Origin of the sequence: Aquisphaera insulae, from assembly GCF_011064615.1 — a bacterium.
Lineage (GTDB): Bacteria > Planctomycetota > Planctomycetia > Isosphaerales > Isosphaeraceae > Aquisphaera > Aquisphaera insulae.
Window position 1 is genome coordinate 1 of sequence record NZ_JAALJH010000122.1, and the last position, 21,213, is coordinate 21,213.

Annotated in this window: 15 protein-coding genes; 8 read left to right on the forward strand and 7 right to left on the reverse strand. The window is 69.7% G+C overall.

Annotated elements, in window-relative coordinates:
• Positions 1-1,471: leucyl aminopeptidase (locus G6O54_RS33650; protein WP_165234194.1), on the reverse strand; the 1,471-nt coding region annotated here is incomplete at its 3' end.
• Between the two features lie 315 nt (positions 1,472-1,786).
• Between G6O54_RS33650 and G6O54_RS33655 the strand changes: the two genes are divergently transcribed.
• The 4 genes from G6O54_RS33655 to asnB all read left to right on the forward strand — a co-directional run bounded on the left by G6O54_RS33655 (position 1,787) and on the right by asnB (position 5,528).
• The gene (locus tag G6O54_RS33655; protein ID WP_165234197.1) at positions 1,787-2,251 is read left to right on the forward strand and encodes a PEGA domain-containing protein; all 465 of its coding nucleotides are present in this window, start codon (positions 1,787-1,789) and stop codon (positions 2,249-2,251) included.
• Positions 2,252-2,424: 173 nt separating this feature from the next.
• Positions 2,425-3,285, forward strand: coding sequence for a carbon-nitrogen hydrolase family protein (locus G6O54_RS33660; protein ID WP_165234200.1), 861 nt, complete (start codon positions 2,425-2,427; stop codon positions 3,283-3,285).
• Entirely contained in the window at positions 3,225-3,395 is a 171-nt protein-coding gene (locus G6O54_RS33665; RefSeq protein ID WP_165234204.1) for a hypothetical protein, read from the forward strand. Before G6O54_RS33660 ends, G6O54_RS33665 begins: the two co-directional genes overlap by 61 nt.
• Before the next feature lie 147 nt (positions 3,396-3,542).
• A complete protein-coding gene (gene asnB, locus G6O54_RS33670; protein ID WP_165234207.1) occupies positions 3,543-5,528 on the forward strand; it encodes an asparagine synthase (glutamine-hydrolyzing) in 1,986 nt (661 codons plus the stop codon).
• Positions 5,529-5,672: 144 nt separating this feature from the next.
• Here asnB and G6O54_RS33675 read toward each other — a convergent pair whose 3' ends face one another.
• Positions 5,673-7,088: an alkaline phosphatase family protein gene (locus tag G6O54_RS33675; RefSeq protein ID WP_250847214.1), complete on the reverse strand. Its 1,416-nt coding sequence runs from the start codon at positions 7,086-7,088 to the stop codon at positions 5,673-5,675.
• 71 nt (positions 7,089-7,159) lie between these two features.
• Between G6O54_RS33675 and G6O54_RS33680 the strand changes: the two genes are divergently transcribed.
• The 3 genes from G6O54_RS33680 to G6O54_RS33690 all read left to right on the forward strand — a co-directional run bounded on the left by G6O54_RS33680 (position 7,160) and on the right by G6O54_RS33690 (position 9,932).
• On the forward strand, positions 7,160-7,735 hold the full coding sequence (locus tag G6O54_RS33680; RefSeq protein ID WP_165234210.1) for a DUF309 domain-containing protein: 576 nt from the start codon (positions 7,160-7,162) through the stop codon (positions 7,733-7,735).
• A gap of 226 nt (positions 7,736-7,961) precedes the next feature.
• Positions 7,962-8,732 carry a hypothetical protein gene (locus tag G6O54_RS33685; protein ID WP_165234212.1) on the forward strand — a complete coding sequence of 257 codons (771 nt, stop codon included), beginning with the start codon at positions 7,962-7,964 and terminating at the stop codon, positions 8,730-8,732.
• Positions 8,733-9,056: 324 nt separating this feature from the next.
• Positions 9,057-9,932, forward strand: coding sequence for a hypothetical protein (locus tag G6O54_RS33690; protein WP_165234215.1), 876 nt, complete (start codon positions 9,057-9,059; stop codon positions 9,930-9,932).
• A 17-nt stretch (positions 9,933-9,949) separates the two neighbouring features.
• Here G6O54_RS33690 and G6O54_RS33695 read toward each other — a convergent pair whose 3' ends face one another.
• From G6O54_RS33695 to G6O54_RS33715, 5 genes are all read right to left on the reverse strand, one after another.
• A complete protein-coding gene (locus tag G6O54_RS33695) occupies positions 9,950-11,194 on the reverse strand; it encodes an aldo/keto reductase (protein WP_165234218.1) in 1,245 nt (414 codons plus the stop codon).
• 149 nt (positions 11,195-11,343) lie between these two features.
• Positions 11,344-13,059 carry a S41 family peptidase gene (locus G6O54_RS33700; RefSeq protein WP_165234221.1) on the reverse strand — a complete coding sequence of 572 codons (1,716 nt, stop codon included), beginning with the start codon at positions 13,057-13,059 and terminating at the stop codon, positions 11,344-11,346.
• 429 nt (positions 13,060-13,488) lie between these two features.
• A complete protein-coding gene (locus tag G6O54_RS33705) occupies positions 13,489-15,300 on the reverse strand; it encodes a CRTAC1 family protein (RefSeq protein WP_250847215.1) in 1,812 nt (603 codons plus the stop codon).
• Positions 15,297-18,434 carry a multiheme c-type cytochrome gene (locus G6O54_RS33710; protein WP_165234224.1) on the reverse strand — a complete coding sequence of 1,046 codons (3,138 nt, stop codon included), beginning with the start codon at positions 18,432-18,434 and terminating at the stop codon, positions 15,297-15,299. Before G6O54_RS33710 ends, G6O54_RS33705 begins: the two co-directional genes overlap by 4 nt.
• Before the next feature lie 118 nt (positions 18,435-18,552).
• A complete protein-coding gene (locus tag G6O54_RS33715; RefSeq protein ID WP_165234227.1) occupies positions 18,553-19,134 on the reverse strand; it encodes a hypothetical protein in 582 nt (193 codons plus the stop codon).
• A gap of 620 nt (positions 19,135-19,754) precedes the next feature.
• Here G6O54_RS33715 and G6O54_RS33720 point away from each other — a divergent pair.
• Entirely contained in the window at positions 19,755-21,152 is a 1,398-nt protein-coding gene (locus tag G6O54_RS33720; RefSeq protein ID WP_165234231.1) for a Gfo/Idh/MocA family protein, read from the forward strand.
• Positions 21,153-21,213 lie beyond the last annotated feature (61 nt).

Genomic DNA, 21,213 nt, shown 5'->3' on the forward strand with positions numbered 1-21,213 from the left:
GGTATCGCACCAGGGTCCGCACGAAGCAACCGGTGCCGCCCGCGTCCCTGGTCCCGGATTCCGAGTCGCTCCACGCCGGCCCCGCGATGTCCAGATGGGCCCAGGGAAGACCTCCGACGAATTGCTCCAGGAATTTCGCCGCGGTGATGGCGCCGCCCCACTTACCCCCCACGTTCTTCAGGTCGGCGACGGTCGACTTGAGGCCCTCCTTGAAGTCGTCGTCCAGGGGGAGCCGCCAGGCCCGTTCGCCCGTGTCGCGACCGGCGCGGAGGAGACGCTCGCAGAGGTCGTCGTCGGTCCCGAACAGGCCCGCATACCGGAGCCCCAGGGCGACCATGCAGGCCCCGGTGAGGGTGGCGAGGTCGACGATCGCGGAAGGGCGGGATTCGGCCGCGTAGCTGAGGACGTCGGCGAGGATCAGGCGCCCCTCGGCGTCGGTGTTGAGGACCTCCACGGTATGGCCGTCGCGGATCGTCAGGACGTCCCCGAGCTTCATGGCCGCGCCGCCGGTCATGTTCTCGCAGAAGGCCATGTATCCGGTCACGTTCACGGGAAGCTTCAGGAGAGCGGCGGCATGGATGCTCGCGGCGACGGCCGCCGCGCCGGCCATGTCGCACTTCATGTCTTCCATGGAGGCGCTGGGCTTGAGGCTGAGCCCGCCGGAGTCGAACGTCACGCCCTTGCCGACCAGGGCCAGGGGGGGAGCATCGCCATCGCCCCGATACTCGAGGATGACGACGGCGGGGGGATGTTCGGAGCCCGCCGCGACGCCGAGCAGGCCGCCGAATCGCTCGGCCCTGATGCGGTCCCCGTCCCAGATCTCGACCGCGACGCCGGCCTCTCGGACATGGTCGCGGATCCGCTCCGCCAGGGCGGTGGGGCGTTTGTCCGACGGGGGCGTGTTCACCAGCTCGCGGGCGAAGTTCATGGCCTCGCCGATGACCTGGCCGCGACGGACGGAGGACTCGATGCCCGCGAAGGTGGCCTCATCCGCGGGATATTCCGGCGCGATGCGGAGCGTGCCGAACGCGAATCGCCCCGGATCCGCCTTCCGGAGCCCGGGCCCCTGGGTCCCCACGATGATCCCCTCGATGAGGGCCGAGACCGTCAGTTCGTGGAAGTCCGCCATGGCGCCGGGGAGGCCCAGGACGACGTGTTCGCGGGCCTGGCCCGCCAGCCGCTTGGCGGCGGCGTACCCCGCCGAGAATGCCGCGCCGGGGTTCAGCTTCTCGAGCGATCCGAGGCCCACCAGGAGCGCCGAGTCCGCGGCAAATCCGGCCGGCTCGTGGATCGAGGTCAGCTCGGCGACCGAGCCGCTGAGCTCCTTCTGCTCCCGGAGCCGGGAGACCAGCGACGCGAGGCCGGTCCCGGACGCCCCCGTGGGCGGGTTGGGCGAATCCTCGAAGATCGGCAGGATGATCCAGGGTGCGGCGAGTCGAGCCGGGGGATCGCGGAGCACTTGAATGTTCATGGCGTCGTTGCCGTCCAGGGGGGGGCCGGGCCCGCGGAGCCGAGGGACCGTGACCGGCCCCGAAGTTGTCATCGTGACGCCGGGCGGGTCACGCGCCAAGCCGTCTTGCCGGGCCGGGACGAGGTCGCTACAATCCCGCCGCTCGCAGGATTTCGCGCACCTCCGATCCTCCCCCTCGACGATCCACGGCGAACCTCCGGACGAGACGCGTCGGACGTGCGGCCGGACCGGCACCGGTCCGCCGGTCCTGGCGTCGCGTCCCGCGTGGGTGCGTCGCGGAGCGAAATGTCGTATCGCGAGTGGGGAGAACCACGGATGGGAATCTCGATCCGGATGCGTCGAGCCGAGGGGACCGTGCTGGTCGTCCTGGCCCTGGCCCTATTTCCCGGTTGCGTGGAGCGGCGATACACGGTGCGAACCGAACCGCCGGGTGCGCTGGTGATCGCCAATGGTGAGGAGATCGGCCAGACTCCCGTCTCGCGGTCGTTCACCTATTACGGCGATCGCGAGTTCACGCTCATCCTCGACGGCCATGAGACGCGGACGATCATCCAGCCGATGAAGGCCCCGTGGTGGGACAACATCGTGACCGAGTTCTTCAGCGAGAACCTCGTCCCCTTCCACCTCCGGGACGAGCGGGAATTCACCTACGCGATGGCCCCGGCGACGGCGCCCCGGACCGACGACCTTCATGCCCGGGCGGAGCAGCTCCGGGGCGAGTCCCAGGCCGTGCCGCCGCCGAGGCGGGGGGGCATCCTGGGCTGGTTTGGCGTCCCGTGAACCGTGCTCGACGCGGGCCGGGTGCCGCGGCCGTCCTCGACGGGACGGCCCCAATTTTCAACAAGGTTCAAGCCGATCGTGCCGATCCATAGAGGGTAGCGGGGTTCATCGGATCCCCGCCCGCCCGTCGACAACCACCTCGACGCACTCGACCGGTTGGGAGACGAACGCGAATGAAGATCCAGGCCGCCGCGATCCAGATGCCCTCCGACATCCTCGACCTGGACTCCAACCTCCAGCGGGCCGATGCGCTGCTCCGCTCCGCGAGGAGCCAGGGGGCGGAGCTCGTGGCCCTGCCCGAGCTCTTCAACACGGGATACAGCCTCTGCCCGGACTTCGGCCCCCATAGCGAGTCCGTCGACGGCCCGACGCTGTCCTACCTGAGGCAGAGGAGCAGGGCCTGGAAGATGGTCATCGCCGCCGGATTCGTCGAGCGCGACGGCAGGCACCTGTTCGATTCGCTGGCCGTCTGCACGCCCGAAGGGGACCTGCAGGTCTACCGCAAGCGGAACCTCGTCTTCTGGGAGCGGTTCCGATTCCGGCCCGGCAAGGCCCCCCTGGTCGTGAAGACCCGGCTCGGGCGGATCGGCTTCGCGGTCTGCGCGGACATGATCTACCGGCGCGTCTGGGAGGACTATCGCGGGCGGATCGACGCGGCCGTCGTCTCGGCGGCCTGGCCGGACTTCGCCTGTCGGCAGACCGGGCATCGGCACTGGCTGCTGGGGCACGTCGGGCCGCTCTCCCATGCCATCCCGGCCAAGGTCGCGGCGGACCTGGGCGTGCCGGTGGTCTTCGCCAACCAGTGCGGCGAGACCAGGACGACCATCCCGGTCCTCCGGGCGACGATCCTCGATCGCTTCGCCGGCCAGAGCAGCATCTGCGACGGCCGGCACGGCGTCCCCGTCCACGCCGACCGCGAGCAGGCCGTCCTGGTCGCGCCGATCACACTCCATCCCCAGAGAGGACCGAAGTCGTGGAATTCTACGTCCCACTCGGCTGCCGCGGCATCGTCTTCCGCTTCGGCACATTCCTGATCGGCATCCTCGGGGGCATCGCCTACCGCAAGGCGGCCCGCAGGCGGAGCCCGGCGGCGAGCGACCCCGCGGCCTCGCTGGCGCTCCTCGAGCTGCTCGCCCTCGATTGACCCGACCCGACGATCCGGCCGGATCGGAGGCGGGGCCGATCGACGGGCCCGGCCTTCACGGCGTGGGACGTCTCGGCCTATCATCGATGATCCCCCGTCCCCACGGCAATTCCCACGGCCGGCCGACGCGAGCATTGAGGTTTCCCCATGTGTGGCATCGCCGGCGCGATCGACCTGACGGGCACGCGTGAATTCCCCGCCGACCGCCTGCTGGCGATGACGGCCGCGATCGCCCATCGCGGGCCCGATGACGAGCAGATCCACATCGAGCCCGGCGTGGCGCTGGGGGCACGCCGCCTCTCGATCATCGACCTGGCCGGTGGCCGGCAGCCGATCCCGAACGAGGACCGGACCATCTGGGTCGCGTTCAACGGCGAGCTCTTCGAGTATCCCGAACTCCGTCGCGAGCTGCTGGCGGGCGGCCATTCGCTCTCCACCCGCTGCGACACCGAGGCGTGGGTCCACCTCTACGAAGACCTCGGCGAGGGGATGTTCGAGAAGGCCCGCGGCCAGTTCGCGGTCTCGCTCTGGGACCGCAAGAGCCGGACCCTGATCCTCGGCCGGGACCGCGTCGGCATCTGCCCCCTCTACTACGCGGAGGTCGACGGCTGGCTCCTCTGGGGCTCCGAGGTCAAGGCGATCCTCGCCTCCGGGATGATCGCCGCCCGGCCGGACGTCCGCGGTATCGATCATCTGTTCACGTTCTTCTGTGCGGGGACGACGCGGACGTTCTTCGAAGGCATTCGGTCGATCCCCCCCGGCCATTACCTGAGGGTCCGCGACGGCCGCGTCGAGCGGCGGACGTACTGGGATTTCGACTTCCCCGACGCCGGCCAGGAACGCCGGCTCGCCGACCCGGCCCCGCTGGTGGAGGAGCTGGAAAGCCTGCTGCTCCAGGCCGTGGAAAGGCGGCTGCGGAGCGACGTCCCGGTCGTCACGTACATCAGCGGCGGGCTCGACTCGACGGTCATCCTGGGGCTCTGCAGCCGGCATCGCGGCGAGCCGATCCCGGCGTTCACCATCGGCTTCGACGGCGCCGGGCCGGACGAGCGGGCGCACTCGGAGGAGGCCGCCCGGGTGATGGGCTCTCCCCTGACGACCGTCACGATGGACCGCGGCAGCCTGGGCTCGACCTTCCCGGAGCTGATCCTCGCCGCCGAGGGCCCGGTGCTCGACACCTCGTGCGCCGCGCTCCTGCGGCTGGCCCAGGCGGTGCACCGGCAGGGGTACAAGGTGGTCCTCACCGGCGAAGGGGCCGACGAGGCGCTCGCGGGCTATGTCTGGTACAAGTCCCAGAAGCTCCGCGACGGGGCCTACCGCGCGATCGGACGCTCGATCCCTCGCGCCGTCCGCAACCTGGCCGCCTGGACGGTCGCCGGCCGCCGGATGATGATCCCGCCGGAGCAGGCGATCGGCGGCGTTCGCCCCGCGCAGCAGGACATGTACGAGATGATCAGCCAGTCCAAGCCGATCCTCTACTCCGCCTCGATGTGGCAGCGGCTCGGCGATCACGACCCCTACTCCGACCTGGACATCGCGGCGGCCGACCGCATGAGGAAATGGCACCCGCTCAACCAGTCGCTCTACGTCGGCTACAAGGTGATGCTCGCCGGCCTCCTGATGATCTCGAAGGGGGACCGCATCGCCATGAATGCATCCGTTGAATCGCGCTATCCGTACCTGGACGACGATGTCATCGCCTTCGCCTCGGGCATCGCCCCGGAGTACAAGCTGCGGGGCCTGACGGAGAAGTGGATCCTCCGCCAGGTCGCCGCGCGGATCCTGCCCAAGGCCATCGCCAACCGCCCCAAGACCATGTTCCGGGCCAGCCTCGCCCAGACGTTCCTGGGCCCCCAGCGGCCCCCCTGGGTCGACCAGCTCCTCAGCCCCGAGTCGCTCCGCGCCACCGGGCTCTTCGACGTCGAGAGCGTGCTCGCCCAGCGGAAGCTCCAGACGACCCTGCCGCGGATCACCCCCGCGCGATTCATCTTCGACGTCGCCCTCACCTGCGTCGCCTCGACTCAGCTCTGGCACCACATCTACTGCGGCGGCGGCCTCTGCGACCTGCCCGCGTGGGAGCCGCCGCGACTCAGGTCCGCCGCGGCCGGCGAGGTCGCCGCGGAGTCGGTGTAGAGGGGTTCGGAGCCGTCTCGATATCATGGACGTCATGCGGAGGATCGATCAACTTTCAGGGGACGACGAGTCCGCCATCGCATCCCGACGGAGACTCCCGGGCCAGGGACTTCCCGCCCTCGAACGGGGCCCGTCGATCCGGCGTCACTCCGGCAAGAGAGCCCGCATCAGCAACCCATGCACCGCCGTCATCGCCAGCGGTCCATCCCCATCCGGCGGCGGGCCCGTGCCGATCAGCACGGGCTTGTCCACCGCGGCCTGCGCCGGCACGCCATGGCTGCCGCGGACGATCGACGGGTCGAGGGGGATGACGTCGAACAGGGTGCGAAACCCGAGCTTCTTCTGGATGAGCCTGCGGATTACTCGCCCCTTCGGCCAGAAGAGCTTCGGGTCCAGGAAGAGCTCGCAAGGGTCGTAACCGGGCTTGCGGTGGATGTCCACGGTCCGGGCGAAATCCGGGGCGCCGTCGTCCCGGGTCCAGTAGGGGTAGGCAAACCACGAGTCCGGCCTCGCCAGCACGACGAGCTCGCCGGATCGAGGATGGTCCAGGCCGACCTCAGCTCGCTCGCCTCCGGCCAGCACGCGGGCCACGCCGGGCTCGGCCTGCAAGAGTTCGATCACGGGCTCGATCGGCTGCGTTTTCGACACATAAACATGAGCCACTTGATGATCGCATACGGCGAACGCGCGGCTCCGGAACGTGTCCAGGGTCTGGCCGAATGGGCCGTCGCGGACGGTCAAGAGCCCTCCCCGTCCCGCCAGTACGCCGTTCAGGGCCACGGCCCGGCGGACGTCGCCATGGCCATACTCGCTGACGACCCAGACGGTACCCTCGGCGTCGTGGACCGCGTCGATCAGCACGCCGCAGGCGGCGTCCAACTCGGCGACGAGGCGGGGCATGTCCGAGCCCGACGGGCCGAACCGCTGGGGATCGTAGTCGAGGTGGGGCAGGTAGACGAGGGTCAGGTCCGGCCTCTCACGCTCCACGACGAGCGCCGATGCTCGGGCGATCCAGTCGGTGCAGGGGAGGCCGGCGGCCGGCCCCCAGAAGGTGTGGAAGGGGAACTTGCCCAGGGACTTCTCGAGCCAGTCGCAGCAACCGTCCGGCTCGCCGGTGATGCCGAAGACCTTGTTGCCGTCCGCCCCATAATAGGGCTTGGGGGTGACGCTGATCTCGACGTCCGCCCCCTGATTGAACCACCAGAAGAGCTTGGCCGCGCGGAAGTCCTTGCCCCGCTCTCGCGCCAGCCGGCGGGCGGTCGTGTAGAGCGGCTCGGCCTGGAGGAGGGCGTTCGACTGCTGCCAGAATCGGACCTCGCCCGTGTCCCGAAAGAGCCAGCCGTTCCCCACGATGCCGTGCTCCTGCGGGAGCTTCCCCGTTAGCATGGTCGCCTGGGCCGAGCAGGTGACCGCGGGTACGATCTCCTCGAGGGGCCGGGACCAGCCCGCCTGCGCCAGGCCCCGGAGGTTCGGGGCGTGTGCCAGCCATCTCGAGGTGAGTCCCACGGCGTTGATCACGACGAGGGGACGATTCTTCGGGGTGCCGACTTTCATGGCCATCGACGAGACTCGTGATCCGCGTTGATCGGGGCGAGGATGAAGAGACCAGGATAGCAGGAGGACGCCCTCGCATGTCCACCCGGGAACCGACCGATCTGCCGCCCTATTCGTACGTCCCGGGCGGCCCGTGGCCCCACCCGACCGGCTCGCCCCAGGGCCACTCATGGGGTGCCGGGCGAGAGCAGGTCCCGCCGATCGTGGCTGACGACTGGAGAGTTTCTGAGGCCTATCTCCGCGGCATCGAGCTATTCAACGCCGGTTACTACTGGGAAGCCCACGAGGCCTGGGAGGCGCTCTGGCTCGCCCACGGTCGGAAAGGGCCGGTCGCCCGCATCGTCCAGGCACTCATCAAGCTGGCCGCCGCCGGGGTCAAGATCCGCGAAGGCCAGCCGGCGGGCGCGAGCACCCACGCCGCCCGCGCGGCGGATCTCATCGAGGCGGCTCGATCCGAGGCGGGCGACTCGATCCTGGGCCTCGACCTGCAAGCATGGGTCAACGAGGCCCGCGCGATCGCCGAACGGCCGCCCCGCGATACCGGGCTCCCCGGGCAGGCCATCTCGCGGGTCTTCTCGTTCCGGATCGAGCCACGCCTCGCCTCGGGGCCCCTCCCCGTGGAGACTGGACGGGCCCCGCGCAGGAGCCCTTGACACGCGGCAAGCAGGACGACACTCATTCAAGTAAACAATCAACGCGCGCAAATCCGTTGTCGATTGGAATGCCGGGGCCGGAGGAATATAATCATTATCCATGGGGTGAGAGTACCTCGTCTGCGGCTCTCAGGATCGTGGTCGTCCGACGTGTCGCGGGGGCTCGCAAATGGACCGTCCGGGGGGACGTAGCCGAGTCAATTCGGATCGGAACCCGCGTCAGGGAGTGTCTCCCGGGCTCGAGGCGGACGGGCTGCTGGCGGTCCTGGGATTCTCCGGCTCGTCCCCGGAGCGACTCTGGATCGGCGCGATCGCCGCAGCCCTCCTCGGGGCGATCATGGGCTGGTCCTTCTCGCCGGTGCTGGACGCCTGGACGAGATTCGATCGCGTCGCCACGCCGACCGAGCGGGCGGCAGACATGGGGGCGATGTCGCGGCTCATCGGCGGCCGCAACGAGCAGGAGCTCCGAGAAGCGGTGATCGGCATGGGGTGCCTCGGGGGTGTCCTCGGCCTCCTCTCCGGGGCCGCGGGGGGGGTGGCCCGCAGGACCCCGCGCGGGGCCGTTGGCGGCGCGTCGCTGGGCCTGATCCTCGGGGTTGCCGCCGGCGTCGCATCCCCCGAGCTGCTCGTGCCGACCTTGCTGCGCGTCCCATCCGCGAATCCCTGGCCGGCCATCCCCGTGTTCGTTCACACGGCGGATTACGTCGCCGTGGGCGCCGCGGCGGCAACCGCGCTCGGCCTGGCGGTGGCGGGGCGAGCGGGTGCGGTCAGGGCGGCGATCGCCGGGGCGATCGGGGCGACCTTCGGATCCTTGCTCTTCCACGCCCTCCATGGGATCCTCTTCCCCCTGGAGAGGGAGTTCGGCGCCATGCCAGGAATCCACGCGTCTCGCCTGCTGGGCCATCTGTGCGTCGCCCTCTCGGTCGCCTGCTGCACCGCGATTGCCCTCGTCCCCTATCTGAGGCTCCACCCGACGCCGAGCACCCTGCCTCGCTGAGCATCGACGGCAGCAGGGTGACGAATCTTCTCGCCGGAGGCACGTCGGGGCATCTCGTCTTAATCCGTCAAAGCCATGCCCGTTAGGCGGCTCGTGGCATTGCGTTTGCCTCGCTGACTCCAAACGCCGGCCCGACCTCCGCGGACGGAACGTCTCCGCCCGATAAGAGTCAACACATGAGAATCCAGGGGGGCTCACATGCAGCGAAAGACCGTGTTGGAGATACTCTGCGCCGCTGGGATGGCAACACTCACGGGATCAAGCCCGACCTTCGGCCAGGCCACTCGAGAGGCCCAGGGTACGCCCCGGCCTGGGAGCCGGGTCGTGATCGGACACGCCCTCTCGATGGCGATCGAAAGCAGCAACCTGTCCCCGACGGATACGGCATCGACCCCCACTGCCACGGCCCCTCGCGAGGGGTCGGCCACCGACCGCCCCCCGACCCTTCGGGGGATCGAGGCACGCAACAACGCCGCCGATGTCCGCCGGTCCGCGGCCGCGTCCCAGGCTCCCGGCGCCTCCCCGGTCGAGCCGTACGGGTCCGGCAAGACGGCCGGCCAGATCCGGAACGAGGTCGAACAGCGGACGGCTGCAGCGGCAGCGGGGGCGGCGGCTCCCGCCGAGCCTGCGGCCGTCCGCCCGGATCCCGTCGCGGCCTTCGCGAAGGATCATCTCCGACGCCAGGCCCGGCAGGGCTTCGAAGCCAGCAACAGGCTCTTCGAGAAGGCGGCCCAGTCGACTTCCGGCAGCAGCCCGGAGATCAATCGCTTCCTGTCGCATGCGAAGAGCTACGCGCGGATCCTCCAGGCCCTGTCGGAAGGGAAGCCCGCGGTCGCTCCCGAGACTGCGGGGAACGTGCTGAGCTCTCCCACGGTGTTCGCCGGGCCCGCTGATGCCCTCATGGTAAAGCTGGTGAACCACGGTGTGTCACAGGCCCTGGATTCGAGTAGATTGACTTCGTCGGCATCGGTGACGGAGTCCACGGACGCCGCCCAGGAGCTTCGCCGGCACGCCCAGGAGATGAAGGACGATAGCCGCCGGATCATGGAGTCCGTCGCGGCGAACTATCCCGCCACGGCGACACGCCCCCAGGCCGCCGGCAGCGGCACACCCGCCGCCGGCCAGGGGAACGAGTCCGTGACCATGCTCATCCAGGAAGCCCGAGAGCTGCTCCAGATCCTGGACCAGATCGGGGATTGACGAGGTCCGCCCTCAAGTCATGAGAGGAGCCGCTCCGCCTCCGGCAAGAGCCGGGCGAAGTCGAGTCGATTGGGGCAGGCGGCGCGGGCCGCTTCCAGGTCCGCGCCGTCCCAGTTGCGAGCCTCGGCGGAAAGGCCGGCGAACTGGCGGCGAGCCTCGGCGCGGTCTCCGTGATGCTCGTGATACGTCAGGAATCGGGTGATGTTCCCCAGCTCCGCGGTTGTGCCCGCGGCGGCCGAGCAGCGGCCGTCGCAGTCCGCGCACATGATGGGGCCCGCGGCCAGGAGCACGTCGCGCAGGCGCTCGATGTCCGCGACCTTCACCGGCTCATAACGGCGGGCGGCGTCGATGTTCTCGCGGATCTGGTCGGTGTTCCGCATCGACGTGCAGACGCAGGCGATCCGCTCGTCGGACCAGATGGCGTGGAGCAGCCCCTGGAAGGGGCTGAGCTTACGCTCCTTGAGCAGCGGGACCTTGGCGACGACGTCGTCGAGGATGTTCCCCTTCGGTGCGTCGCCGAAGTGATGGCTGGCGATCTGCTTCATCGAGATCAGCCCGATGTCCTTCTTCCAGCATGCGTCGATGGCCCGATTGAGGGGCGATTCCTTGTCGAGCCAGGGATGGTACTGGAGCATGATCGCGTCGACGATCCCTCCCTCCGCGGCGGCCTGGAGGATCGCCGCGCGGTCCTTGTGATGCGTCGAGAAGCCGATGAAGCGGACCTTGCCGGACTTCCTCAGGGCGTCGGCCGTCTCGGCCAGCTCCTTGCCCTTGACCATCGCGGTGGCCGCGTCCAGCGAGTGCTCGTCGCCGAGCCCGTGGATCATATACAGATCGATCTGATCGGTCCCCAGGTCGGCGAGCCGCTGGTCCACGGTCGTGAGCATCTGCGAGGGGGTGCGGACCATGTCCTTGGTCACCAGGAAGATCTGCTTGCGCACCTCGGGGGCCTGGGCGAACCACTTCTTGAAGAGCGGCTCGGAGCGGTAGACCTTGGCGGTGTCGAAGACGCGGACGCCGCCGGCATATGAGGTCCGCAGGATCCGGTCGAAGCCCGGCCCGAGCACCGTTCCCTGCTCCAGCATGGTGACCTTGACATCTGTCTTGCCGAGCCGGCGCCGCGGGAACGGGGCCGGCATCGCGGGGGCTTCATCGACATGGCCGGCGACCGGCGCCATGCCGGCTCCGGCCGCGGCGATCACACCGGCCCCGGCTTGCATGAAGGCTCGACGATCCGCTGCCCGGCTGTCGGGATGGGCCATGGCCAGTCACTCCCTGGATGGGTGGTCGCCGCGAGGGCGGCCCGGCGTGAGACGGGGAGCCCCGGCCGTACCGGAGCCTTGCGAGGGAGGATCCTAATCGACGCCGATCGATGTCGAACAGCCGAATCGCCCCGGATCCGAGGGATCGCTCAGCGGGCCGCCTGGCTCCCCCCCCTGGAGGCGCGGACGGCCGCGGCGAGGACCGGGTCCAGGCTGGGATCGCCCAGGGCGGCATCGTTCGGGCCGTCCTCATCATCCTTGCTCGAGGAGTCGGCGGCGGGCTTGGCGGCGATCCGGGCCTTCACGGGCAGGTCGGGAGAGACCCCCTGCTCGCTGTAGGGGCGATTCGTCGGCGAGTAGAACTTCGCGGTCGTGAGCTTGAGCCCGGCGGGCGCGGAGCGGAGCGAGAAGATGCTCTGGACCGAACCCTTGCCGTAGCTCCGTTCGCCCACGATCACGGCCCGACGATGGTCCTGGAGCGCGCCGGCCAGGATCTCGCTGGCGCTGGCGCTGTCATGATCCACGAGGACATACATGGGCATACGCCAACGCGGCCGCCCGCCGGCGCGGAGGACCTGGGTCTGGCCGCTGGCGCGGCCCCGCGTGGAGACGATCACGCCCTCGTCGAGGAATCGGTCGGCGATCTCCACCGCCACGTTCAGCAGGCCGCCCGGATTGCCCCGGAGGTCCAGCACGAGCGTCCGCATCCCCAGCGCCTGGAGGCCGGAGATCGCCTGATCGAGCTCCTCGGTGGAGGTCTTCTGGAAGCCCGTGAGCTGCACGTAACCGATCCCGTCGGCCGGGTCGATGATCTTGGCCCGGGTGATGCTCTCCACGTCGACGTGCCGACGCACCAGTCGGATCGATCGGTGTTCGCCCGTTTTCTTGAGGATCTCGAGGTCGATCGTGGTCCCCTCGGCGCCCTGGAGGCGGTTGGCCGCCTCGTCCAGGCTGAGGCCCTTGACGGCCTGGCCCGCCACGCCGGCGATCCGGTCGCCCACGATCAGGCCGGCCTCCCAGGCCGGGCCTCCGCGGATCACGCCGACGAGCCGCAAGCCCTGGGGGTCGCTCTTCAGCTCGATGCCCAGGCCGACGAAGTTCCCGTCGATCATCGCATAGAGGTCCTCCAGCTTGTCGGGCGTGAGGTAGCTCGTGAAGTCGTCGAGGGCGTCACAGGCCCCGCAGGTGAACTCGAGGAGGACCGGCGTGGCGGCCATGTCGAGCGCCTGGCGGGCGAGGTCGCACGCATCCAGGGCGCACCGCGCGGCCACGCTCCGATCCGCCACGGCCAGGTGGGCCCTCCGCTCCCGGAGCTGTTCGCGGAGCCACGCCACCCTCTGCGGCGCCGGCTCGCCCACGTTGATGCGGAGGAAGTTCGGGTCGCGGAGGGCGACCTCCAGGTTATCGAGGCCGTGGCGGACCAGCGGCTCGAGGGGCACGGGATCGACGTAATGGGCCTGGATTCGCTCCAGGACCTCGGCGTAGAGCTCGGTGGCCTGCTCCGTCGGCAGCTTCAGCAGCACGTTTCGAAAGCTGGCGTCCTGGTAGCGTCGAGCGAGCTTGAAGTGGAGCTCGCAGAGGCGAAGACGCCGCGAGAACTCCGCCCGGCTGGGCCACCGCTCGAGGGATTTCCGATAGGTGTCGATGGCCCCCGCCCAGTTCCGCTTCCGCTCCTGGTCCAGGCCCTTCTGGAGCGACGCCTCCACCTCGTCGTCCGGGCGCGCCGCCGTGGCACTCGGGGCCTCCGGGGTATCCGCGCCGGAGACCGGTTCGACGGGCCAGGCCCGGAGGGTGGGCGAGGCCGCGGTCCAGGCCATCACGGCCATGAAGGCCCATACCAGGGGGGATGAAACCAGGCGGCGCATGCTCGACCGTCCTCCCGCTACGGGGTCGGTCACACGGCCTGCCGGGGATGCCCGGATCGCGAGGGGGTCGATCGGCTCAGGAGCGAATCAGGGTCGAGTCGCGGTCGATCGGGCGGTGACGCCCGGTGTTCGTCCTGGGAGCGAAACCCACGTGAGCCAAGGGGGATTCACGGCCGTGCGCACCGCTCCGTCGTTGCACTCTCAAGGTTGCCAGTTTCGGGTTTGCGGGCGTGGCGAGCCGAGTGGGCCCGTGAGGGACATCTCGACATCGACGGTCCGGAGCGAGAGCCGCGTCCACCGGCCCCACTCGAACGGAATTATAGCACGCCCTGCGCCATGGCAAGCGAACGGAATCGCGGTGTGCTCCCCGGTAGCCGCAAGTTCGTAACGACCCGTCGGATCGGCGAGCGAGGCCGGCTCGGCGCCGACTCACGGCCCGGGCTTGCCCTCCTCGATCTTGTAAATCTTACCGGCCGCCAGGTCCTTCAATGCGGTGGTCTTGCCGGACGGCCAGGTCACGATCAGCTCGTCCGCCTTCTCCGCGCGACCCAGGCCGAAGGTCAGGGGCAACTCCACCGACGAGAGGTAGCTCCGGGAGGGGAAGAGCTGGCGGCGGCAATCCAGGCCGGCAACCTTCACCTCCACCTTCGCGCCGATCGCGGACCGGTTGGAGGCCTTGCCGTCCCCGCTCAGCGCGACGCGGATCCAGCGGTTGGAGTTGCCCCCCTCGTTGCGGAAGAGACGAGCCGGGCCGTTGTTGACCGCGACCACGACGTCCAGGTCTCCATCGAGGTCGATGTCCGCATACGCGCTGCCGCGCCCGACCATCGGCCGGAAGAGGTCCGGGCCCGCCGCCTCCGGCCCCACCTTGACGAACATCTTGCGCCCGGGCTTGCCGGAGTTCCAGAAGAGCTGCATCGGCTGCTCGTAGGACTCGCTCGCCTGGACCTTGGAGATCTCCGGTTCGAGGTGGCCATTCGCCGACAGCAGGTCGAGCCGGCCGTCGTTGTCGTAGTCGAAGAAGAAGAGGCCGAACTTGAGCGGCGGCTGGGTGGGTGCGCCCAGGCCATACACGTTCGCCAGGTCGGAGAACTGGATATTGTCGGTGCGGTCGCAGACATAGAGGGCGGTCATCTCGTTGGCGAAGTTCCCGACGGCCAGTGCCAGCCGCTCGTCGTTGGCGAAGCAGCCCCAGTCGCAGCCCATGCCGCCGCGCGGCGAGCCGGTCGAGTCGAACGCCACTCCCGAGAGGATCGCAACCTCCTCGAACTTGCCCCCTCCTTTGTTGTGGAAGAGGAAGTTCTGGACCGTGTCGTTGGCCACCGCGATGTCGACCAGGCCGTCACCGTCCACGTCGAAGGGGGCCACGCCCAGGGACTTGCCCAGGGGCACCTTCAGATCGGGCGTGCGGACCTGGACGCCGGACGCCTCGCTGACGTCCGTGAACCGGCCGCCGTCGTTGCGGAGCAGCGTGCAGAGCGAGCCGTTGAACGACGTCGGCGGCCCGTACGCCCTCCCCAGGCCGGTGAGCTGGAAGCCCTGGACCTTGTCGATCTCCGGGGTCCAGGTCACGTAACTGCAAAGAAAGAGGTCCAGATCGCCGTCATTCTCCACGTCCAGGAACGCCGCGCCGGTGAGCCAGCCGTTCGACCCCTTCGCCCCGGCCGCCGCGGTGACGTCCTCGAAGTGCCCCTTGCCGTCGTTGCGAAAGAGGCGGCCCCCGCCGATGGCCGTGATGTACACGTCCAGGTCGCCGTCGTTGTCGTAGTCGCCCACGGCGACGCCCTGGCCGTAGAAGGACTTGTCGAGCCCGGCCGCCTTCGTGACGTCCTCGAAGTGCCCCTTGCCGTCGTTCCGGTAGAGGGCCTGGGTGGGAGGCGTGGCAGCCTCGTGGCCCGGCCACGGGCAGGAGTTGACGAAGAGGAGGTCGGGGTCGCCGTCGTTGTCGTAATCGAGGAAGGCGACGCCGGCGCCCATCGTTTCCGGCAGCAGCTTGTCGCCGAAGGCACCGTTGTTGTGGGTGAAACGGATGCCGGCCTCCGACGTCACGTCCACGAACCTGACCGAGGGCAGGGCCTCCGCCTTCACCTCGGGGGGGCGGACGGGCGCCGCCGGCGCGGCGATGGTCGCCTTCTCGGGCGCGGGGCCGCAGCCGGTCGGGGCGAGGACCGCGGCGATCATCAGGGCGAAGGCGGCGATGCTCGGGAGCGAGGCACGCGGGAAATCTCGGGGCACGGTCACTGTCCTCCCTCCTGGGCGTGTGTCGGCATGGTGGTCGTCGAGGCCGCCGCGGCGGCGGCCGACGCCGCGGGGACGTCGAGGCCCGGGGCGCCGGGGCGATTCAGCGGGTGGATGACGATCGACTGGGCGTTCATGTTGGCCGCCGCGCTATCCCTGCGGGCGATGGCGAAGGCCCGCCCCTCCGCGGTCTCATCCGGCTTGAGCCGCTCGTGGAGCGCCTTGTGCGTGGCCTCGAGGACCCGCCCGACGGCCACCTGGGTCTCGCCGTCGACCTCGCGCTCCCAGGCCGGCCCGAGCGTCGCCGAGAGCTCGTGGAGCGGCTCCAGCAAGGACTGGAACTTCGGCCGGGGCTCCCTCATGTAGCGTTGCACGGCGCGGGCCAGCTCGACGGCCTGCTCCTTCCGCTCGGCCGCGGGGCGTTTCGGGTCGGCCACGGCCCCGCCCAGCCTCGCGAGATCCTCCGGCGTCACGGCGGGGGGGGTCCCGGCCTCGCTCGCAGCCGCCGGCGGGGCGGCCTGCCTGCTGCCCCAGGCGGGGTCGCCGAAGGCCAGCCCGAGCCCGTAATGGGCCGTCATGTCCTCGGAATCGACGCCCAGGCTGCGGTGGTAGGTCGCGATCGCCTTCTTCAGCCATTCCTTCCGCTCCGGGCCGTCGACCGGGAACCCCCGGGCCATGGCGTACTGGTTCGCCGCCAGCTCGTCCAGGACCACGAAGTCGAGGCCGAAGTCGAACTTCCGGTCCGGGATCTTCGTCTTCAGCACGGATTCGTAGCTGGCCATGGCCTCCTCGGTCAGCCCGTTGGCCGCGTTGATCTGGCCGGTCAGCCAGTTGATCACCCAGGGCGCGGCCGGCTCCTTGTGGGTCGCGGCCTTCTCCAGGGACTCGAGCGCCTCGTGGATCCGGCCCTCGCGCTGGTAGACGCGGCCCAGGTTCACCCAGCCGTCGGCCTTGCCCAGCTCGGCGACCTTGCGGAAGACCTCCTCGGCCTGGCGCAGCTCGCCCTTCTGGCCCCCCTTGGTGCTCCCTTCCAGGAGCAGGCCGATCCCGTAGTCATTCCAGCGCTGCCACTCGTCCTTGATCGGCGACGGCTCGTTGGCCGCGGCCGGGCCGCCGGCCATCGCGACCTGCACCCGGTCCGAGGCCATGTCCACGACCGGCATGGCCGGTCCCTTCCCCTTGCCGAAGACGTAATCCATGTACGTCCGGTCGAACTTGCGATAGCGGAGGTTCGCCTCCAGCGTGACCGGCCCGGTCGACTTCGGGGCCTCGAGCGCGAAGTGGACGACCTGCCCGGCGCCGGGGGGGATCTGCTTGTTGTAGAGCGGGACGAAGATGTCCTGCGGGTTCCGCCGGTCGATCCGCTTGCCGTCGCGATCGAGCATGTACACGTTGATGAAATGCGAGAACGGGTCCACCACGCCGTCCCCGCCGATCCCGCCGGAACGGCCGACGACCTTGCCGTCCTGGCGGGCGATTAGCTCCACCCAGAGCTCGTTCGAATCCACGGTCCCCTGGGTGAGCGGGTGGCCGACGTTGAGCGTCCGGACGACGACCTCCACCAGGTACTTGCCGCCGGGCTTCAGCGCCGGCGACTGCGGGCGGAGCGGCGCGATCAGCTTGCCGTCGATCTCGCCCCCTTCACGAAGGGCAAAGACGTCGATCCGGGCTTTCTTGTCCTTGAGGAACTTCGTGTGCTCCTCCACCGCCTTCGCATCCCCGCGGAACGTGGCCAGGCCGGTGTTGGCGCTCGGGAAGAAGTGGTTGTGGATCTGCCGCTGCCCCTTGCCGTCGAAGTCCTTGGCCCCGAAGTCGGCCGACGCCGTCAGGTCCATGTGGCACTCGGCGCAGTTGCTCTTGGCCACGGGCGGATAGTAGAAGCTCCGCGCCCCGTGGCCGGAGACGCCGGAGAGCAGGTACGTGTTGTAGTGATCCTGCCCGCGGACGAAGTCCTTGTAGTGGTTGAGCGCGAACGGCAGGCCCACCTTGTGGCAGGTCGAGCAGAATTCGGCGGTGCGGATGATCGGCTTCAGGAAGGTCTTCTTGTGCATCTCCGGCTTCGCCTTCACGAGCGTGAAGTTGACCCATTTGAGGAGCGGGTTGTCGCTGTAGGCGAAGGGGTAATGCTCCGATTCCTCGATCGTGTAGGCCCCGTTGCCCCGGGTGTTGTTCACGGTCGTGATCGCGTGGCAGACCGTGCAGGTGATGCCGGCCTGGCTGGTCGGGTTGTTCACGTCGTCGTAGTTCGGGTCGTCGAACTCGCCGGAGAAGAACGGCACCGGGTCGTGGCAGCCCGCGCACCAGCGGGCGGCCCGGGTCGAGCCGTCGCGCTCGAGCGCCACCTTGCGCGTCTCGCGGACGCTCATCAGGTAGGCCTTGTTGTTGAACGAGCTGAAGTGGTGCGACGAGTGGAACCAGCCCTTGTAGGCGTCCTGGTGGCAGTCGATGCAGTACCGGTCCATCATCAGCGTCTGCGCCGGGATGAACTTGCCGTTGGCCGTGACCGCCTCCGAGGGATAGAAGTACTCCTTCCCCTCCTTCGGCCCCTTCACCCCGAAGGTCCGCGGGTCCTGGAAGTGGAGCAGGCCCATGGCGGCGACGAACCCGACGACCGGGATCGCGAACCGTCGGGCCCATTGCCAGCGGATCAGCGGGCCGGCCAGCCGGTGCTTGACGTAGAGCGCGACCGCCGCGAACGGCGCCACGACGTGGAACCAGTAGCCGGCGTTCCGGACCCGCGGGTCCCGGACCTCGAAGCCGCCGATCCGGACCAGGATGAAGCCGGAGATCAGCGTGACCAGGCCCGCGGCCAGGAGGACCAGGCCGTAGTTCACCGCCGCCCTGTTGGGCCGCTTCCACGAGGTCACCAGGTGCGCCACCCCGAAGGCCAGGAACGGGACGACCAGGACGAGCCCGAGGAACAGGTGGAGCGCCACCATCAGCATGTAGAAGAACGTCTGCTGCGTGGTGCCCAGGTACCACGTGAGCGCCGTCACGCTGGAGAGATAGAACCCGTTCGCCGCCAGCAGCGCGAAGCCGACCAGGATGATCCAGAGCAGGGGCCGCAGCCCCTTGCCGATGGCGGGCTTGTAGACCCGCCCGGCGCGATCGCGCGGGGTGGGGACTGGGGTGGACATCGGCGGGCTCCTTGCCGGCCCGGCCCCGGGCCGCCGGCGTGATTGGTCCGGATCGATCGATGAAGTAGGGGATCTATCGGGTGTATCAAGGGATCGAGATCGGATCGGCCGTTTCGGATCAGTAGCCCTGCGACGATCGCCGCGACTCCGGGGCGATCACCAGCCCCTTGAGCGTGGCGTCGATCTCCGCCATCAGGCGGGGGCTCGCGCCCTCCGGTGCGTGCCAGGCGAGGAAGACCGGGCCGTCCGAGCGGGGGAACCCCACGACGACCCGGCGGGTGGGGATGAGCGTCTCTCCCTCCCTCGCCGTCGGCCGGCCGATGCCGCTTGGCGCGAAGGAGGCGCCGGAGCCCGGCGCCACGGCCTCCACCCGCGCCGCGGGCTGCCCGGCAATCGTCTCGGTCCGGTTCGCGGCCATCGTCAGCCCGGGGAGATTCGCCAGCCGATTGGCTAGGGCCTCGGCGATGGTCCCGGCCGACGCGGTCGGGTCGGGGAGCGTCCGATAGACGACCAGCGACGAGCCGTCCGGCCCCGACCAGGCCGCCAGCGCCGTCCCCGGCGCCAGCCATCGGGTCGGCTCCTCCGCCTTCCACGCCTCCGGTGGCCGGATCGCGAACCCGGCGGCACGCAGCGGCTCGACCTCGCCGCAGCCCGACAGCCACATCGCCGTCGCACACGCGGCCCCGATCGATCGGAGCACGCTCATCCGTCCTGCCGAAGCCACAGACCTGGTCCCCGTCAATGCCTCGCGACCCGATTCGTCCCGGGTCCAGGGGGATCCGGGGACGTGGAGAATATGGCCTCATTTGAGTTGCTCCGCGCCGAGTTGTCAATGGCCGCGGGCGATCGCGATCGCACCGGGGCCGAATCCTCCGGGCCGCCCGCCCCGTGACGAAGGCGGGATAGCCGAACCAGTTCGCCCCGGCGACGTCCCACCCCGCGAACGCGACGAAGAGGATCTCCTCCCGGGGCAGCGGCCATTCGCCCCCGAGGGGGCCTATGTCGAGGTCCGCGTCCCTGCAATCAGGGCCGCCGGCAGCTCCCGGCCCGGTCGCGACGGCCACCCTACCCATGTTGACGGAATCGGCGCGAGAGGGCGACATCGACGCCCCGTCGCCTCCCGGGCTCGCGGCCGGTGGGGCCTGGCCATGCGACCGAACAGGGTGTCCAATGACATCGGCGTCCGCGGGCCATGGCTCGCGACCGGTCCACGCCGAGGAACCACGACGCCGTGGCCCGGGGCGACGGGTCGACGACGATCCGGCCGCGCCCTGAGCCGCCGCGAGGCGACGGCGAGCCAACGTGGAAGGAGTATCCGACATGCCACCTCTCCCCGGTCCGAACCGCCGACAGTTCCTGGCCCGCACGGCCGTCGCGGCCGTCGGCTTCCCGACCCTCATCCCCGCCACGGCCCTCGGCCGCGGGGGGCTCGCGGCGCCCAGCGAGCGGATCCGCGTCGGCCTGATCGGCTGCGGCAACCACGGCGTCTACTGGAACCTGCCCCAGATCTTCCGCTGCCCGGACGCCCAGGTCGTCGCCGTCTGCGACGTCGACCGCAACCACCTGGCCGAGGGGCGGAAGGCCGTGGACGACCACTACGGCCCGCTCGTCGGCAAGGGCTATATCCCTTGCGCGACGACCGGAGACTTCCGCAAGCTGATCCTCCGCAAGGACGTGGACGTCGTCTCCAATCACACCCCCGACCACTGGCACGTCATCCCCTCGATCATGGCCGCGAAGTGCGGCAAGGACGTGATCTGCGAGAAGCCCCTCACCCTCTTCCACGCCGAGGGCGTCGCCCTCTGCAGGGCGATCGCCGACCACCGCCGGATCTTCCAGACCGCCTCCGAGAACCGCTCGATCGACGTCTACATCCGCCTGGCGGAGCTCGTCCGCAGCGGCGTCCTGGGCAAGCTCGAACGGATCGAGGTCGGCCTCCCCACCGGCAACAACGACCTCCGGCTCGGGCCGCAATATCGGGCCGTCTTCAACGACCGCGTCCCCGCGCCCGTCCCGCCGGAGCTCGATTACCAGACCTGGCTGGGGCAGGCCCCGGACCTGCCCTACATCCCGGCCCGGACCCACGGCTCGTTCCGCTGGAACCTCGCCTTCTCCGGCGGCGTCCTCACCGACTGGGGCGCCCACATGATCGACCTCGCCCAGTGGGCCCACGACACCGAGCACACCGGCGCCGTCTCGGTCGCCGGCCGGGGGGATTTCCCGCCCTTCGATGCCGCCTTCAACACAACGCCAACCTTCGATCTGACATACGAGTACGCCGACGGCGTCGTCATGACGGTCCGGAGCGAGGACGCCTACATCCGCTTCAGGGGGACCAACGGCTGGATCTCCTCCGAGGGCTGGCGCGGGGCACTCAAGGCGAGCGACCCGGGCATCCTCGAGGCCAGGGTCGACCCGGCCCGGGTCAACGTCTATCACCCCTCCGAGATCGTCATGGCCGTCGACGGCAACCGCGGGGGCGAGCACCGCAACTTCTACGACTGCGTCAAGAGCCGAAAGCCCACCTACGCCCCGGCCGAGATCGGCCATCGGACGATCACCATCGCCCACCTGGGCAACATCGCCATGCGGCTCGGCCGCAAGCTCCGCTGGGACCCCGCCGCCGAGGACTTCGTCGGCGATCCCGCGGCCTCGGCCATGCTCACTCGCCCCCAGCGCTCGCCCTGGACGATCGCGAACATCGACCGCTGGATCTAAAGAGGCTCATCCGGCCGAAGCGCGCGCCGGGCTCGGAAATCCGCCATCCACGGGCGTGGGC